We start from the raw sequence: 16,469 nt of genomic DNA, 5'->3' as shown, positions 1-16,469 counted from the left end.
TTCACTGCACCACCCGGCCCGCAACAAGCGGATCGGTAGCAGCAGATCGGAGAATACATGCAGCTTGCGCTTCCCGCCGGATACCGTCCTCTTCTCCTGGCCACCCTCTTCGTGGCGGGGCTCCCCCTGTCGGCCCGGGCCCTCGACGCCAAGTTCGAGATCGCCCCCCAGCAGCTGACCAGGAAAGCGCCGACTGCTCCCGCTCCCGCCGGGCCATCGCACCCCCCCGCTTCCCCCGCCGCGGCATCCCCGGCCGGGACCTCGCACGCTCCCGGGAAGCACGAGGCGAGCCGGGAAACCGTGCGCTACACGGTGAAACCGGGTGACCAGCTGTACCGTCTTTTGGCCCGGGAGTACGGCATCACCGGCGACCGGGCGGATCGCCTGGTCCGGGAAATCAGGCAGATGAACCACCTCTCCAACGTGCGCGGCCTCCAGGTCGGCTCCACCATCCTCCTCCCGGGCGGCCTGACCGGCAGCCACCGCCGGACGGCCGTCAGGCACGACCCCTCCCACGCCTCCCACGCCTCCCACGCCAGCCGGAGCAAGACCGTGGCACGCCGGGAGGGCGCCGCCACCTACCCGGAAGAGACGCCAAGCGTAGCCGGAGTCCCCAACGTAGCCGGCGGCGCCACTGCGCCGGGGGCACCCCTGCTGCCGCTCCGGCTCTCGCAGGCCCTTCCGGATGCCCGCGAGGTCTGGGGACGCCTGGTGACCGCCCCGGCCGCGCCCAACGACCGTTACGGCTACCTCTCCAGCACCTTCTCGCTGTCGCTCGATCCGGACCGCTACCCGCTCCTCCCCGCCCAGGACGGCGGGAGCATCCTGGTGGACGCCAACGGAACCCTTCCTCCGCTGGTCAAGTCGCTCATCACGGAGAAGAACCCGAAGCTGCGGGTCGTCACCGAGGATCCCGACAACACCCGCCGCTTCTACCGCTCGCTCTTGGACGCCTCCCACTTCTACTCCTTCGAGGAGGACTTCCAGGTCTACCTGGGAGCGGACCCCAAGATCACCGTGCGGGCCGACTTCAAGATCGAGAAGACCCCGGACAGCCTCGCCAAGCAGGACATCACCCTGCTCAACGTCGACAGCAACCGTCCCGCGGTGCCGGAAGGGCTGGTGAAAATGCTGGCCGGGAGCGGCTTCAACCTGGTGGAGGCCAACCGCTATCACGCGGAAGGGAAGCAGGGGGAGCCAAAGGTCCTCTACCAGGTCAGCGAGAGGGAACCGACCGCCCTGTGCGACGCGGTGCTCGACGCGCTCTCCATCCGTCCCCAGGGCGACCTGAATCTCGACCTCTACGCCGGCGACAACCTCGGCATCCGCCTGGAGGTGCCGGTGGACCGCTACTTCGAGATCCGGGGGCAGCGCTACGTGGTGGCGCTCTTTCGGGACGATCCGGTGATGTACACCCTGGTCCGGCTGCTGGAGACCAAGGGGTACAAGGTCATCGTGCTTCAGAAGGGGGACGACCTGGCCCAGGTGGCGGACCGGATGCTCTCCCGGATGCAGATACCTGCCCGCTACCGCGAGCAGGATCTCTGGTCGCTTAGGGATGTGGGATACGGGGTGAAGCTGGCGGGAACCATGGTGCGGGAAGGGCAAAACGGCCGCACCGTGTTCATTACCGACAAAAAGGTGGATCCGTTGGTGCAGGAACTGGCGGAGGCGAATGGGTACCGGATGCAGGCTAAATAAAACCTGCCAACCGTCCGATACTCACGCCTGCACCAAGACAGCTTGCTTCGTCAAAGAGTGCGAACCGCGTGCTCTTCGAGCCGAAGCAGGTCGCGGTTAAGCCGAAACGGGTCGCGGTTAAGCCGGTGCGGATCGCACTTAAGCAGAAGTCGCCCGTACCTAAGCAGAAGCACCTCCTCTTTTTCCAGGAGCAGGTCGCGGTTAAGCAAAACATGACCGCGGGTAAGGAAATTGCGCGCCTCATGAAGAGCGGTCGATTCCTTTCCGGTGAAAAACCGGTCTGCCGTAGGTTAGCACGAGGCGCTTCCGATCAAAAGTTGGGCATAAAACGCTTACCGCTCACCTTTCGCGACGGTAAACGGGGGACTCGCCAGCGAAGGCCGTGCATCGCGGCATGACATCGCGGGGTGCATAAGGTAAGCGGCAGGTGATTTAAGCTAGTGAAGAGCTTGCTTAACCAAAAGTGGATGTCACTTAGCTTAAAGTCGACCTGACATTAAAGATACGCGGTGTACTTCTGCTTACGGAGGGGGCGGTGCTGAAAATGAAACAACCCCGGCGGAAGTCCCGATGTGCAGGAACTAAAATCCGCCGGGGTTGCTGCAAAAGAGGTGGGATCGCGAGCGGGGGATCGCCTGTCGGTTTAGGCGATGGCGGCGGGCTTTGCTGCTTTGCGGTTTCTCTTCTGGCTCTTTACGGTGACGACGCCGGTATTCAAGAGTAACTTGATTTCGCTTTCCTCGGCCATAACCCCCATGTAGCGCAGGATCTTCTTGATGCGGAGATCAAGGTCCTTGCGCGCCGTTTTGCGGGCAGCGATGTGGAACCGGTTTCCGCTCCGTCCGCTTTCGAACATCTCCCGGAACAAATCGATGCACGATTGCAGCACGCTCTGGGAACCGAGCTTTTCGTCCGGCCACCCCTGCTTGAAGATGGCAAGAGCGAACAAGACGGGGAAAAACGAGTTGATGTTGGCCAGGTACGACGAGTCGGTGCCGGTTCCGTTGAACTTGAGATCATCCATGGCTTGCCTCCTTATGGGCATCGAGTTGATGTCGCTTCTACCTGGAGCTTTATCAACTAAATTGCCAACGCCTCCGGAACCCCGCCAGCGCACCGCATTTATTTATTTTAATTACATTCTTCCACCCATTCGACATCCGCGGTGAAATCAACATTCATCGGCAGTTGTATCCCACCTGCACACCCCGCTCCGGCACTCTACCATAACCTGACGATTCCACAGGGAAAACATGAGATGACCACCAAGGTCAAAGGTTGACCTCGAGCGCAATCCCTTCCGGATAAACGGTGCTGCGCGATCAGTCGATAATCAGGGGGAGGAGAGGCGGAGGTAGCAGTCGGCGCGGTAGAGGGAGGCGTCGGAGGCAAGGGGCGAGTTCGGGAACCTCTTCAGGAAGGTGTCGAAGAGAGCCAGCGATTGCCGGTACTCTCCTTTGAGGTAGGCACGTTTGGCCTGCTGGTAGGCGTCCTGCTCGGCAGCCGGGGAGGCCGCGGCTCCCTTGGCACCATTGGACTTAACACTTCTGGCGGACTTGGACTTTTTGCCGTTCACTGTGCTCTTCGCCGGCACGCCCGGCTGCGGAGCCGGGGCGGCCTCCTGCTTGGGCGCAACCGGGGCCACGGCCTCGCCTCCGGCGGGCTTGTTCTCCTGCTTGCCTACACCTTCCTCGACCGCCTTCTCACCCTTATGAGCCTCGACCTGGCCCGCTTTTCCCCGCTTCACGCGGTGATGGCGGGCTTTTTTAGTTTTGGCCGCCCGGTGCGTCTTCCCCTTGGCGGGAGTCTCCCCCGCCTCGGCGGATGCCTGCTCCCCCCTCTTGACCGGCACCAGCAGCTCCTCGCCGGGATGGATCAGGTCCGGGTTCTTGATGGTGTTGAAGAGGAGAACCTGCGGAAACCAGCTCGCCACCCCCATGTGCCTGCGGGAGATCTTCTTCAGCGTGTCGCCCCGCTTCACCGTGATCTTGCGGACCAGCACCCCCTCTGAGGGATCGGCGGGCGCCTTTTCTCCGGCCGCAGGCTTCGGCGCGTAGAGGAGGAACTCCTCGCCGTGGGAAAGGGAGGGCGCCCAAAGTGCCGCCAGGAGCGAAGTGGTGAGCAGGGTCGCCTTCTTCATGATCAGTACCTGTTACCGATTTGATCCTGGTAGTTTAACAGGTTCTTGAGCTGCATGTTGGTCCCCACGGCGGTTCCGGGCTTCACGCGGTAGGTGACCTTGATGCTGCGGGTCTCGCCGGCGCCGAGCTCCTCGAAGCGCCAGGAGTAGACGCCGTTGTCGGCGCGGGTGAAGGCCGGATCGGCGGCCACCAGCTCGAGCTGGTTCGGGAGCATGCTCTCCACGGTGACCTGCTTGGCCATGTTGGTCCCGCGGTTCACGCAGTTGAGGTCCAGCGAGGAGACCTCGCCCGGCTTCAGGCGGCCACCCTTGGCAGCCATGCTGAGCTCGAGGATCGGGCGGGAGAAGGTGAGCTGGACTTCGGCGGAGGCGACCCGCTCGGGAGCGTTCTCCGGCTCGAAGGATACCGAGGCGAGGGCAGCCTGGCCGTCGTTGGCGGAGGCCGGGGTGGCGATCTCCAGCACCACGTAGGCCTCTTCCTTGGGAGAGAGCGGACCGACGTGGTTGATGATCGGCTCGTTGGCCTGGCGCTTGCCGTCGCGGTTCAAGTCGTCGAAGAAGGTGTAGGTGGCGCCTCCGCCGACGTTGGCCTTGATGGCGAAGACCTCGCGCGAGTTGCCGGTGTTGGTGACGATGAGGGGAACGGATACCACCTGGCCGGGGATGACCACCAGCTTGCCGGCGGTGGTCCTCACCGCCACCCCGCTCACCTTCTGCACCACCGAGGTGGCCGATACGAAGGAATCCTTCTTCTCGAGGTCGTTGTTGATGACGTCGGCCCGCAGGAAGAGCTCCTGGTCGGCCAGGGCCTCGTCCTTAAGCTGGAAGGCGAGGTTGAAGTCCTTGCTCTCCCCGGACTTGAGCTGAACGCTGTCGAGCACCAGGGCGGCCTTGCTCTCCTGCTTGAACCCGGAGGCGAGGGCCCCGACCGGCTCGTACTGCGGCGGGTAGTTCACCCTCATGGTCACCCCGCGGGCCGGGGCGGTACCGATGTTCAGGAGCGAGATGCGGTAGGAGACCTTCTCGCCCGGGACCAGTTTCGGCCTGTCGGTCTTGACCACCGCGCGAAGCAGCGGCGCCGAGGTGATCAGCTCGATCTCGCGGGACTGGGAAGCCTCGTGGGCGAAGGAAGAGACGATCTTGATCGGGTAGGTGTTCCGCTGCCCGTCGATGTTGGAACGCGGGATGGTCCCCACCGCCACCATCCTGAACTTCTCGCCGTTGGCCAGGGTCGGGGTGGTGTTGATCGGGATGTCCGGGGTGCCGGGGGCGGCGAAGTGGAAGTCGAAGTCGCGGGGGAAACCGGACTCGAGGTAGAAGCTGTCGTTGCCGTTGCCGATGTTGACGACGTCGATCGGGATGACGAACTGCTTGCCGGCCTCCTCGGTCTCGGGAACCGGACCGACGCGGACGTCGAGGTTTGCGTACTGGGCCACCTCGAGGTTGAAGACCTGGGAGGTCTCGGCCGGCCGGGTGGCGGCCATCTGCCTGGGAGCCGGGTACTCGATCCCGAGCTGGCGGAGTTTGGCGGTGGCATTGGCGGCCGCCGCACTGCCGGGGAACTTGTCGATCACACCCTTGTAGGCGTCGATCGCCTTGTTGCGCATGGCGACCTTCTCCTGCTCGGCGCCTCTTTCCGCCGCAGCCTTCTCCGCCGCAGCCTGCTCGGCGGCAGCTTTCTCGGCCAGCGCCTTCTCGGCAGCCAGTTTCTCGGCGGCAGCCTTTTCAGCGGCCAGGCGCTCAGCGGCCAGGCGCTCGGCGGCGGCGCGGTCGGCGGCGGCCTTCTCGGCGGCAGCCCTTTCGGCAGCGGCCTTTTCCTGGGCAAGCCGTTCGGCGGCCGCCCTCTCCGTCGCGGCCTTTTCGGCGGCGGCTTTGTCACGGGCGGCCTTCTCGGCAGCCATCCGTTCAGCGGCAGCGCGCTCGGTAGCCACCTTCTCGGCGGCGGCCTTCTGGGCGGCCAGGCGGTCAGCCTCGGCCTTCTCCCCGGCGGCCTTGGCGGTAGCGGCTCTTTCCGCCGCGGCCTTGTCGGCAGCTGCCTTCTCGGCGGCAAGCTTCTCCGCGGCGGCAGACTCTTCGGCCGCCTCGGTGGCCTCCGGCTGCTCCGGCACGACCTTCTCCGAGGCAGCCGTCCCGGCGGGAACCTTCTGGACCACCGCGGTCCCGGCCGCCGGCTTCTGCGCCGGCACTGCCCCCTTGTAATTCTCGGCGAGCTGGACCAGTTCCTCCTCCACGGTCCCCTTCAGCGGGTTGTCGGGGTAGTCATGGAAGAACTGCGACATGTACTTGGCGGCCTCGTCCTTGTTACCGGCCCGGTAGTTCGCCCGTGCCAGCCAGAAGATCGCCATGTCCTTGAGAGGCGTGTCGGGATACTTCTTGAGCAGCGACGACATCGTCTGGACCGCACTCTTGTAGTCCTTCCTCTGATAGGCGTTGAACCCGGTAATGAACATCTTCGAGTCTTCGGAATCGAGAGAAAAGGCAGGTGCTGGAACGAGGACTGCTACAAGCAGAAGGACGGCGAGAAATTTCAGGACTGAAGCACGGAAAACTTTATATACATGCACGTGAAGAACCTTTCCGAGCGGAGTAGATATATGATGAGGAACGTGACGGAAAGTATCATTATAGACAAGCGTTGTCAACGCAGAATGGGCCCCTGTTTTATACTCAAAGAGCCGCGAATCACAGGACTTTAGCCGGTTCTTCGACCGGCGCCAGAGAGAGATTAATCGCCGCACACACAGGCCATACCCAGCACCAACCGCGGGTTGATTGAGAGACAGATTTTCCGTTGAGCTGGCGGCCGCCGGGCGATGGCCGCCGTATTGACACCACCCCCCTTCTTGGCTACCATCGCGACGTTGCCACCGGTAATCGTCAAGGAGGAAACCCATGTCGCCATCGTACCGTCCCCGCGGCCCCAGAACGGTGCCACCAAAGAGCGCGGAAGAGATCGACGAGATCGTCCGCAAGATGAGAGGGGAGCAGAGCAGGCCGGAGAACTACCGGGAGCGCTCGCTGAAGATCCACGGCTGGATCTGCGCCAAGTGCGGCCGGGAGTTCGAGCTCTCCAACCTGCACCTTTTGACGGTCCATCACAAGGACGGCAACCACAATTACAATCCCCCCGACGGCAGCAACTGGGAAAACCTCTGCGTCTACTGTCACGACGACGAGCATAGCCGCACCATCCTGGCCGACTACCTGGCCGGCAAGGACAAGAAGCGCTGACCGACGAGCCGTTTGACAAAAAGCCCCCCCTCCCCCTACAATGCCCGATTGGCGTCCCACTCTCCTCTCTGTGCAGGCGCCCCTTCTCCCTCACCCTAACCCTCTCCCGGAGGGAGAGGGGACTGTCGGGATATCAACACCTTTGCAAAGGATCTACTCATGCTCCACCTCAAAAAACTATCCAAGGATTTCGCGGGCAAACCGCTTTTCACCGACATCAGCTGGCACCTGAAGAAGGGCGAGCGGGTCGGCCTGGTCGGGGAAAACGGCGCCGGGAAGTCCACCCTGATGCGGATCATCGCCTCCGAGGTGGAGGCATCGAGCGGAGAGATCCAGATCACCCGCGGCGGCACGGTCGGCTACCTCCCCCAGGACGGCATCGTCGCCAAGGGGCGCCCCCTCTTCGAGGAGGTGATGACCGCCCTTTCCGAGCTGCAGGCCATCGAGCGGGAACTGGCCGAGCTCACCGCGCGGCTCGAGCGCGAGCCCCACGATGCGCCGGGGCACGAGCAGCTGCTCGACCGCTTCGGCCACCTCCAGGAGGAGTTCCGCCTCAAGGGGGGCTACGCCATGGAGAGCGAGGTGGGGAACGTCCTCTCCGGCCTCGGCTTTTCCCCGGCGGACTGGCAGAAGGAGTGCGGCGAGTTTTCCGGCGGCTGGCAGATGCGCATCGCGCTCGCCAAGCTCCTTTTGAAAAAGCCCAACGTCCTGTTGCTCGACGAGCCGACCAACCACCTCGACATCGAGGCCCGCAACTGGCTGGAGGGATACCTGCAGGGGTACCCCTACTCGGTCATGCTGGTCTCCCACGACCGCTTCTTCCTCGACCAGGTCTGCTCCCGCATCGCCGAGGTCTGGAACCACGCCATTACCGACTACCACTGCAACTACAGCCGTTACCTCGTCCTTCGCGAGGAGCGGGTCTCAGCTTTAAGGGAGGCCAAGAAGCGCCAGGACGAGGAGGTCGAGAAGATGGAGGATTTCATCTCCCGCTTCCGCTACAAGGCCGACAAGGCGGCCATGGTCCAATCGCGCATCAAGCAGCTGGAGAAGATCGAGCGGATCATCCTCCCGCCGGAACGCAAAAGAATCCGCTTCACCTTCCCGACCCCGCCCAAAAGCGGCAAGACGGTGATGGAACTCTCCGGGGTCACCAAGGCCTACGGCTCCAATGTGGTGCTGAACCAGGTGGACCTCCTGGTCGAGAGCGGGGAGCGTGTCGCGCTGGTCGGCCACAACGGCGCCGGGAAATCGACCCTCATGAGGGTGCTGGCCGGCGGCGAGGTCACCGGCGGGGCGGTGAAGGTCGGTCATAACGTCATCCGCGACTACTTCGCCCAGGACCAGGCCCAGGAGCTCGACGCCACCCGGACCGCCTACGAGGAGCTCTACGCCGACGCCCCCTTCGACATGGTGCCGCAACTGCGCGACATCCTTGGCGCCTTCCTCTTCTCCGGGGACGACATCCACAAGAAGGTGGCGGTCCTCTCCGGCGGGGAGCGCAACCGGCTGGCGCTCGCCAAGCTCCTTTTGCGCCCCTCGAACCTCCTCCTCATGGACGAGCCGACCAACCACCTCGACCTCTTCAGCAAGGAAGTCCTCCTCGAAGCGCTCAAGAATTTCCCCGGCACCGTGGTCTTCGTCTCCCACGACCGCCACTTCATCGACGGACTCGCCACCCGGGTGGTCGAGGTAGCCGGCGGCAAGCTCGAAAACTACTACGGCGATTACGAGTACTACCTGGAGAAGAGCGGCCAGGGCGAGGCGGTCCGCCCGGAGGCCCCCCAGCTCGCCAAGCCGGCCCCGGAGGGGGAAGCGCGTAGAAGCGGAGATCCGGCGCCTCTTCCCCCCATGGCCTCCAAGGCCTCCCGCCAGCAGCAGCGCGAGGAGGATAAACAGCGCCAGAAGGAGGAGCGGGCCAAGGAGAAGAAGCTTGCCGAGATCGAGAAGAGCATCGCCGGCAAGGAGGGGGAGCTGGCCGACCTCGAAACCGCCATGGCGGCCCCGGACTTCTTCAAGGACGTCGAGGGAGCCCGGGTGGCCGGGGAGAAGCATGCCCTCCTTACCGCCGAGATCTCCGAGCTCTACCAAGCCTGGGAGGCGCTCTCCTAACCCCGCCTAATTGCATAGTAACTTTAGGATTTTCCCCTCCACGTTTGTTGACAGGTGACGCAACTCCATTACTCTTAGTATTGGGAAAATATCCAGTCCCGCTCTCATGGGAGACCCAATGACCGAGAACATCACCATCAACATGCCCGAGATCGTCCCCCTGTACCCGCTGCGCGAGATCATCGCCTTCCCGTACATGGTTTTCACCATCTTCCTCAAGCACGAGGACATGCCCCCCTTCGAAGAAGCGGTGCTCTTCAACAACCTGGTGGCGCTCGTCAAGCTGAGGCAGGAGCCGTCGGGGGAGCTCTTCTCCGCCCTTCATGAGATCGGCACTCTCTGCAAGGTGATGCAGATCAACAAGCTCCCGCAGGGTGGGGCCAAGGTCGTCCTGGAAGGAGTCGTCCGCATCCGGGTGCTGGCCATCGTCCAGCAGACTCCGGTGGCCCTCTCCCGCCTCGAGCCGGTCCGCGAGTTCGCCGAGAAATCGATGGTGTCCGAGGCCCTGGTGGGAAGCCTCAACGCCCTTCTGAAGATCGCCCTCTCCTACGGCCGTCCCCTCCCGGACGACGTCATGAAGATGATCGACTTCATCGACAACCCCGCCCGCCTCTCCGACCTGGTCGCCCTCTACCTGAACCTCCCGGTGGACGAGCTGCAAAACCTTTTGGAGACCGTCGATCCCTTGGAGCGCCTGAAAAAGGTCTACATGCACCTCACCAACGAGGTGCAGCGGCTGCAGATCAAGGGGGAGGTGCAGGCGGAGGTCACCAAGAAGGTCGGCAAGAGCCAGAAGGAGTTTCTCCTTCGCGAGCAGATGAAGCAGATCCAGGAGGAGCTCGGCGAGGAGGATTCCAAGCAGGGTGAGGCCAACGAGCTCCGCACCAAGCTGGAAAACGCCAGGATGCCGGAAGAGGTCAGAAAGATCGCCGAGAAGGAGCTGAAAAGGCTCGAGCGGATCAACCCGGCCTCCCCCGAATACACGGTCTCCCGCACCTACCTCGACTACCTGACCGGGATCCCCTGGCAGGTGAGCACCCCTGACAACAAGGACATCAACCAGGCCGAGAAGGTCTTGAACGAGGACCACTACGACCTGAAGAAGGTAAAGGAGAGGATCCTCGAGTACCTGGCCGTCCGCTCGCTGAAAGAGAAGATGAAGGGACCCATCCTCTGCTTCGTCGGCCCTCCGGGGGTCGGCAAGACCAGCCTCGGCAAGTCGATCGCCAGGACGCTCGGGAGGAAGTTCATCAGGATCTCGCTGGGCGGCATGCGGGACGAGGCGGAGATCCGCGGGCACCGGCGCACCTACATCGGCGCCCTTCCCGGCCGCATCATCCAGGAGATCAACCGGGCCGGCTCCAACAACCCGGTCTTCATGCTCGACGAGGTGGACAAGATCGGCGCCGACTTCCGCGGCGACCCCGCCAGTGCGCTGCTCGAGGTGCTGGACCCGGAGCAGAACTTCTCCTTCACCGACCACTACCTCGACGTCCCCTTCGACCTCACCAACGTGATGTTCATCACCACGGCGAACCTCCTCGACCCGATCCCGGCCCCGCTGAAGGACCGGATGGAGGTCATCTCGCTCTCCGGCTACACCGACGAGGAGAAGCTCAACATCGCCAAGACCTACCTGGTGGCGCGCGAAATCGAGGAAAACGGGCTGAACGAAATGCCCCCCGAATTCACCGACGAGGCGATCTACCGGATCACCCACGACTACACCCGCGAGGCCGGGGTGAGGAACCTGCAGCGAAACATCGCCTCCATCTGCCGCAAGATCGCCAAGGAGGTCTCCCAGGGGAAAGAGCCGCGCAAGCTCATCGCCCCCGAGGACGTCGCCGAGCTTCTCGGCCCCCCCAGGTACTTCGACGAGGTGGCGAGCGAGAAGGACCGGGTCGGGGTGGCGACCGGACTCGCCTGGACCGAGAGCGGCGGGGACATCATCTTCGTCGAGGCGACCATGATGAAAGGGAAAGAGGACCTGATCCTCACCGGTTCCCTCGGCGAGGTGATGAAGGAATCGGCCAGGGCGGCGGTCTCCTTCGTGCGGGCCAACTGCGAGGAGCTCGGGATCGACAAGAAGGATTTCGAGAATACCACCATCCACATCCACGTTCCGGCCGGCTCCATCCCGAAAGACGGCCCCTCGGCCGGCGTCACCATGGCCACCACCATCGTCTCCCTCTTCTCCGGGCGTCCCGCCCGCCGCGACGTGGCGATGACCGGCGAGATGAGCCTGACCGGGCGGGTGCTCGCCATCGGCGGCTTGAAGGAGAAGGTGCTGGCCGCCCGGCGCGCCGGGGTGAAGAAGGTGCTGGCCCCCGCCAAGAACAAGAAGGATCTCGAGGACATCCCCGATAACGTCAAGAACGAGCTCGAGTTCTGCTTCGTCGAGGACGTTCGCGACGTCTTCGCCCAGGCGCTCCAATAGGGGCGCCGATGCCCGATCCAGCCGTGGCAACCAGCCCCAGGGTGCAGGAGATCTTCCGGGAGATCGGGGCCATCGCGGCCCTCACCCGCCGCGCCGTAGCCGGCATCTTTCAAAAGCCTTACTACCAGAGGGAGTTCGTGACCCAGCTCGACAAGATCGGGGTCGGCTCCCTCTTTATTATTCTCCTGACCGGGCTTTTCACCGGCATGGTGATGTCGCTCCAGGCGCTCATCCAGCTCAAGCCTTTCGCCGCCACCAGCTACGTCGGGGGGATGGTGGCCATGGTGATGGTGAAGGAGCTCGGGCCGGTCCTCTCCGCCTTGATGGTCACCGGGCGGGTCGGCTCGGCCATCACCGCCGAACTCGGCACCATGGTGGTTACCGAGCAGGTGGACGCCATGCGGGTGGAGGGGACCGACATCGTCAAGCGGCTGGTGGTCTCGCGGCTGAAGGCGATCCTGGTGGCGCTTCCCCTGTTGGCGGTGATCACCGATACCGTCGCCCTCTTCGGGGGGTACCTGATGGCCGCCGGGGCGGGGGTCAACCTCATCATGTACCTGCACTCGATACCGCAGTTCATGGCGCTGCAGGACATGGTGGAGGGGCTCGCCAAGCCCGCCTTCTTCGGGGTGATCATCGCGATGATCGGGTGCCAGGTCGGCCTGAGCACCCGCGGCGGCGCCGAAGGGGTCGGCAGCTCGGCCAAGCGGGCGGTGGTCCTCTCCTCGGTGCTGATCCTGGTCGCCGACTTCTTCCTGACTAAGATCTTCATCGCCTTCCGGTGAATCGGCTGGGGCAGACATTCCCTCCTCCCTTCAGGGGAAAGGGACAGGTGCGAGGGAGGGGTAAAAGCTGCCCTCACCCGGCCTTCGGCTCTCCCCTAAAGGGGCGAGGGTATATATGAGAGCGTCCCCTCCCCTTCCAAGGGAGGGTCAGGGTGAGGATGGGGGTATGTCCACCACCGGGATTAAACTCGACAAGGTGACTTACAGCGTCGGCGGCCGCCTGATCCTCCAGGACTTCGACCTCTCCCTCGACCGCGGGGTGAACCGCACCATCCTCGGCGTCTCCGGTGCGGGCAAGACCACCATCCTCAAGCTGATCCTGGGACTGATCCCTCCCAACAGCGGGAGCATCACCATCGACGGCACCGAGATCACCGGCCTCTCGGAGGCGAGGCTACGCGAGGTGCGCCGCCCCATCGCCGTCGTCTTCCAGGGAGGCGCCCTCTTCGACTCCATGACGGTGGGGGAGAACGTCGGATACCGGCTGATCGAGCAGGGGACCCAAAGCCCGCAAGAGATCGAGCGGGTCGTCCTGGAAAAGCTCGGCTTCGTGGGACTGGAGGATGCCATCGACCTCTACCCGGCCGAGCTTTCGGGGGGAATGAAGAAGCGGGTGGCCATCGCGCGGGCGCTCGCGGCCGATCCCGACTACATCCTGTTCGACGAGCCGACCACCGGCCTCGACCCCATCGGGGTCTACAACATCTGCGAGCTCATGAGGCGCCTGCAAGAGCAGGGAAAGACGACCCTGATGGTGACCCACGACCTGCACACCGCCTTCCAGGTTTCCCAGCGCTTCTCCTTTATCCACGAGGCCCGCCTGGTCTTCGAGGGGACCCGGGAGGAGCTCATGGCGGCCGAGACGGAGGTGACCAGGGAGTTTCTCTCCCCCACCCCCCGCTCCATCTTCGCCTGCACCGACCACCGCGGCACGGCAGAGAGCGGGCGACCAGAACCTCCCTCACCCGGCCTTCGGCCCACTCTCCCCTCTAGGGGCGAGGGTAGCTCGGCGAAAGGACCACGGCATGAACCGTAGCGATAACATAGCCCGCTCCCAGCTCAGGATCGGCATCTTCGTGGTGGTGGCCCTCGCGCTTCTCTGCCTGGGCATCCTCTTGCTGGGGGAAAAGACCAAGATGTTCACCTCCAAGGGGAGGGTCACGCTCATCATGACCGACGTGGCGGGCCTCAAGGAAGGGGCTCCGGTCTGGCTGGCGGGGGTGGAGATCGGGGTGGTGCGCTCGATTCGCTTCGAGCGTCCCGAGGCGAACAACAACGTGGAGATCCTGCTGGAGGTGGAGAAGGAGTCGCAGAAGAAGATCGGCAAGGATTCGGTGATCACCATCAAGACCCGCGGCCTGATGGGGGAGAAGTACGTCGACATCACCCCGAGCGCCCACCTGGTGACCGTCCCCGAGACCCGGGTCTACGGGACCAACGTCCCCAAGCTCGACGACGTGATGCAGAAGGCGGCCGCCGCCTTCGACAACCTCAACGCCACCATGGAGAAGATCGTCAGCGGAAAGGGGACCATGGGACAGATGATCACCGATCCCAGGCTCTACCAGAACCTGACCCAGCTTACCGCAGAGATGAACACCTTCGTCGCCACCGCCAACCAGGGGAAGGGGACCATCGGGAAGCTCAACCGCAACCCCGAGATCTACGAGAAGCTGGTCAGCACCCTCGAGCGGGCCGACCGCACCCTGGCCGACATCCAGAACGGCCAGGGGACCATGCACCTCCTGCTCCACGACCGCGCGCTCTACGACAAGCTCCTCTCGCTGGCCGACAAGAGCCGCCAGGCCGCCGACGACATGCACGCCATGAACGTGAAGCTCCTCTCGCCGCAGGGAACCATCGGCAAGCTGGTCCAGGACCGGGAGCTCTATGACAAAGGGGTGGCGGCCATCGAGAGGGCGGACCGGTCGATGGCTTCGCTTCAGGAAGTGCTGGAAAGGGTGAAAAGCGGCCAGGGGACGGCCGGCAGGCTGGTGAACGAGCGAGCCCTCTACGACAAGCTCAACGGCGCGGTGGACGATCTCGACTCGCTCTTGAAGGATGTCCGTGAGCATCCACGGCGCTACTTCAAGTTTTCCCTCTTCTAGGCCGGACTCCTACAACTTCGCCGCCTCGGCGACCACCCTCCTCACCCGGTTCAAGGCGTCGTCCTCCATCATCCCCCGCACCAGGAAAGCGGGGACGTTTCCCCCGGGGTCGGCGAGGATGGTGTAGGTGATCCTGGTCCCGCCGGATGCCGGCCTCAGTACCCAGCGGCCCCGCGCCCGGATGGCGACGCACCCCGGAGCAGGCTTTCCCCTCGGCCACTCGTCCCGGCTCTCGAACTCGACCTCCACCGTCCCGTTCCCCTCCCGTTTCAGCCAGGTACGGGCGGAAGCGCAGCGGTCACTCAAGACCGGGGTCTTGATGAGATCGCTCCAGGCCGCCGCCTCGGGCGAGCGCTCCAGGACCCTTCTCGTCATCCCCGGGTCCGCCTCGTCGATGTAGCGCCCCATCAGGTAGGAGACGAGCTTGGCGCTCGGGGTCCCGGTCGAGGTCTCGATCCTCAGTTCCATGAACCGTGCCCCCTCCACGGGCCGCCCCATCACGGTCAGCCCGTGCCCTTTGCGAAGCGGCCTCCACTCGTCCGCACCTGCCGCAGCCCGGAAAAGCGACAGGGAAAGAAGAAGGCTCGCCACCAGGGGAAGCCATCGTACGGTACCGACTCTATCCACCTCAGAAGTTCCCTTGCCCTTGTCAGTAAAAAACGCTCAACACAATACACTCGATGGCCGATTCATTCAAGAAGGGAGATCCGTCCAGGTAAACCGTTACCTCTGTTGAGCAAACCGGTCCAGGATCGAAGGGGGACGGGAAGTGGTGCGACCTCGAAGGAGGCTCATAGTGCGGATACGCTCAACGGTGTTGACAGTGGCGTGGATGGTGGTGACTGGTGTGTCGAGCCCGGCCTGGGGTGACGACCTTTCCGAGGCAACCCAGGTCTTCGATGAATACTGTGCTGCGGCCAGGACGGGTGACTTCGAGAGGATCATGTCGCTTTACACGGAGGATGAGCAGCGGATCAAGCGGGAGCAGAACCTGCCGAAGGAGGCGCAGGACGGCTTCCTGCTGAAGGCCCGCTCGCTGGCCCCCGATTCCTACACCGTTCAGCATGTCAGCTGGAAATTGAAACGGGACCGGAGCGCGGTGACACTCTACCTGGAGGGGGTTGCCCACGTCCCGGACGAGTGGAAAGCGGAGCGCCCCGATTGGGCCATGCGGGAGTCAGTCGCCTTGAAGAAGGAGTCGGGGCAGTGGAAGATCGATGCCGTCGTGAACTGGGGGAGGCCGGGCACCGCCGGCGCCGCCCCGGACCTGCGCTACACTCCCGCCGACCTCGACCCGGAAAAGACGGTCAAGGTGGAGGGACGGGTCCTGCGGGTCGATTACCAGCCAGCCTACACCCTGGTCCTGCTGGAGCGCCGCGCGGCGGAGGAGGTCGCGGTATTTCTCCCCGCCAGGGAAGAGCTGGTCGCCTCGGAGGAGGTCCTGCAGTGGTTCGGGGAACCGCTCCAGCAACTGGCCCCCTGGAACCTCTTCGAATTCGAGTGCCACCCCGCCCGCACGAGCGACTCCAAGTGCTTCGCCGTCCGGGGTTGGTGGATCGGGGACTAGCTACTTGGCCCGCACCTTCACCTTGACCGGTATCTCGTCCAGCCAGTGCCCGATCTTCTGGGCGATCAGCGACTCCGCCACCGCAAGCACCAGCGCACTGGTGGCGTAGATCCCGACGCACCTGGTAAGGGTGCTCGGGGAGACGTCGCCGTCCTGGAAACGGGAGAGGATGATGGCGACCACCACCCCGGCGATCGCGGAGCCTACGTGGCGCTTTACCCAGTCCTGTTCCATCTCCAACAGCACCTTCATCAGTTCCACCTCTTCCTCTTCGATCATCCATTCCGCGTTCAGCCAGGCGATGTACATCCGGGGAACCATGATAACGAACGTGGTGAAGGTAACGGTGATCATCATTGCCGGTAAAAGTGTCATTACGCCCTCCTGG

13 protein-coding genes are annotated in these 16,469 nt (G+C 63.8%); 8 read left to right on the top strand and 5 right to left on the bottom strand.

What is annotated here, in order from left to right; translation table 11 throughout:
• Positions 1 to 57 precede the first annotated feature (57 nt).
• Positions 58 to 1,701, top strand: coding sequence for a LysM peptidoglycan-binding domain-containing protein (locus ACYVL5_RS07860; RefSeq protein WP_460595007.1), 1,644 nt, complete (start codon positions 58 to 60; stop codon positions 1,699 to 1,701).
• 643 nt (positions 1,702 to 2,344) lie between these two features.
• Here the strand turns inward: ACYVL5_RS07860 and ACYVL5_RS07855 are convergent.
• From ACYVL5_RS07855 to ACYVL5_RS07845, 3 genes are all read right to left on the bottom strand, one after another.
• Positions 2,345 to 2,725 carry a hypothetical protein gene (locus ACYVL5_RS07855; protein WP_460595006.1) on the bottom strand — a complete coding sequence of 127 codons (381 nt, stop codon included), beginning with the start codon at positions 2,723 to 2,725 and terminating at the stop codon, positions 2,345 to 2,347.
• 309 nt (positions 2,726 to 3,034) lie between these two features.
• Positions 3,035 to 3,841 carry a LysM peptidoglycan-binding domain-containing protein gene (locus ACYVL5_RS07850; protein ID WP_460595005.1) on the bottom strand — a complete coding sequence of 269 codons (807 nt, stop codon included), beginning with the start codon at positions 3,839 to 3,841 and terminating at the stop codon, positions 3,035 to 3,037.
• 2 nt (positions 3,842 to 3,843) lie between these two features.
• Positions 3,844 to 6,291, bottom strand: coding sequence for a tetratricopeptide repeat protein (locus ACYVL5_RS07845; RefSeq protein ID WP_460595004.1), 2,448 nt, complete (start codon positions 6,289 to 6,291; stop codon positions 3,844 to 3,846).
• A gap of 442 nt (positions 6,292 to 6,733) precedes the next feature.
• Between ACYVL5_RS07845 and ACYVL5_RS07840 the strand changes: the two genes are divergently transcribed.
• The 6 genes from ACYVL5_RS07840 to ACYVL5_RS07815 all read left to right on the top strand — a co-directional run bounded on the left by ACYVL5_RS07840 (position 6,734) and on the right by ACYVL5_RS07815 (position 14,514).
• Positions 6,734 to 7,072: an HNH endonuclease family protein gene (locus ACYVL5_RS07840; RefSeq protein WP_460595003.1), complete on the top strand. Its 339-nt coding sequence runs from the start codon at positions 6,734 to 6,736 to the stop codon at positions 7,070 to 7,072.
• Positions 7,073 to 7,231: 159 nt separating this feature from the next.
• Positions 7,232 to 9,184 (top strand): ABC-F family ATP-binding cassette domain-containing protein, encoded by a 1,953-nt coding sequence (locus tag ACYVL5_RS07835; protein WP_460595002.1) that lies wholly within the window; start codon positions 7,232 to 7,234, stop codon positions 9,182 to 9,184.
• Between the two features lie 118 nt (positions 9,185 to 9,302).
• Entirely contained in the window at positions 9,303 to 11,621 is a 2,319-nt protein-coding gene (lon, locus tag ACYVL5_RS07830; protein ID WP_460595001.1) for an endopeptidase La, read from the top strand.
• A gap of 8 nt (positions 11,622 to 11,629) precedes the next feature.
• Entirely contained in the window at positions 11,630 to 12,406 is a 777-nt protein-coding gene (locus ACYVL5_RS07825; protein ID WP_460595000.1) for an MlaE family ABC transporter permease, read from the top strand.
• Between the two features lie 166 nt (positions 12,407 to 12,572).
• Positions 12,573 to 13,442: an ABC transporter ATP-binding protein gene (locus ACYVL5_RS07820; protein ID WP_460594999.1), complete on the top strand. Its 870-nt coding sequence runs from the start codon at positions 12,573 to 12,575 to the stop codon at positions 13,440 to 13,442.
• On the top strand, positions 13,432 to 14,514 hold the full coding sequence (locus tag ACYVL5_RS07815) for an MlaD family protein (RefSeq protein ID WP_460594998.1): 1,083 nt from the start codon (positions 13,432 to 13,434) through the stop codon (positions 14,512 to 14,514). Before ACYVL5_RS07820 ends, ACYVL5_RS07815 begins: the two co-directional genes overlap by 11 nt.
• Before the next feature lie 9 nt (positions 14,515 to 14,523).
• On the opposite strand, the gene ACYVL5_RS07810 is transcribed toward ACYVL5_RS07815, so the two are convergent.
• On the bottom strand, positions 14,524 to 15,141 hold the full coding sequence (locus tag ACYVL5_RS07810) for an SRPBCC family protein (protein ID WP_460594997.1): 618 nt from the start codon (positions 15,139 to 15,141) through the stop codon (positions 14,524 to 14,526).
• Positions 15,142 to 15,310: 169 nt separating this feature from the next.
• Here ACYVL5_RS07810 and ACYVL5_RS07805 point away from each other — a divergent pair, with 169 nt between their 5' ends.
• Positions 15,311 to 16,081 (top strand): nuclear transport factor 2 family protein, encoded by a 771-nt coding sequence (locus ACYVL5_RS07805; protein WP_460594996.1) that lies wholly within the window; start codon positions 15,311 to 15,313, stop codon positions 16,079 to 16,081.
• Here the strand turns inward: ACYVL5_RS07805 and ACYVL5_RS07800 are convergent, their stop codons facing one another.
• Entirely contained in the window at positions 16,082 to 16,456 is a 375-nt protein-coding gene (locus ACYVL5_RS07800) for a hypothetical protein (protein WP_460594995.1), read from the bottom strand.
• Between the last annotated feature and the right edge of the window lie 13 nt (positions 16,457 to 16,469).

It is taken from the genome of Geomonas sp. Red276 (assembly GCF_054784495.1).
The sequence above is the reverse complement of the archived record's forward strand: the minus strand, read 5'-3'. Positions and strand labels throughout refer to the sequence as shown.

Coding starts and splice junctions, on each gene's coding strand:
- ACYVL5_RS07860 (WP_460595007.1), top strand. CDS start 58: ATGCAGCTTGCGCTTCCCGCCGGATACCGTCCTCTTCTCCTGGCCACC.
- ACYVL5_RS07815 (WP_460594998.1), top strand. CDS start 13,432: ATGAACCGTAGCGATAACATAGCCCGCTCCCAGCTCAGGATCGGCATC.
- ACYVL5_RS07800 (WP_460594995.1), bottom strand. CDS start 16,456: ATGACACTTTTACCGGCAATGATGATCACCGTTACCTTCACCACGTTC.
- ACYVL5_RS07820 (WP_460594999.1), top strand. CDS start 12,573: ATGTCCACCACCGGGATTAAACTCGACAAGGTGACTTACAGCGTCGGC.
- ACYVL5_RS07825 (WP_460595000.1), top strand. CDS start 11,630: ATGCCCGATCCAGCCGTGGCAACCAGCCCCAGGGTGCAGGAGATCTTC.
- ACYVL5_RS07850 (WP_460595005.1), bottom strand. CDS start 3,841: ATGAAGAAGGCGACCCTGCTCACCACTTCGCTCCTGGCGGCACTTTGG.
- ACYVL5_RS07840 (WP_460595003.1), top strand. CDS start 6,734: ATGTCGCCATCGTACCGTCCCCGCGGCCCCAGAACGGTGCCACCAAAG.
- ACYVL5_RS07835 (WP_460595002.1), top strand. CDS start 7,232: ATGCTCCACCTCAAAAAACTATCCAAGGATTTCGCGGGCAAACCGCTT.
- lon (WP_460595001.1), top strand. CDS start 9,303: ATGACCGAGAACATCACCATCAACATGCCCGAGATCGTCCCCCTGTAC.
- ACYVL5_RS07855 (WP_460595006.1), bottom strand. CDS start 2,725: ATGGATGATCTCAAGTTCAACGGAACCGGCACCGACTCGTCGTACCTG.
- ACYVL5_RS07845 (WP_460595004.1), bottom strand. CDS start 6,291: ATGTTCATTACCGGGTTCAACGCCTATCAGAGGAAGGACTACAAGAGT.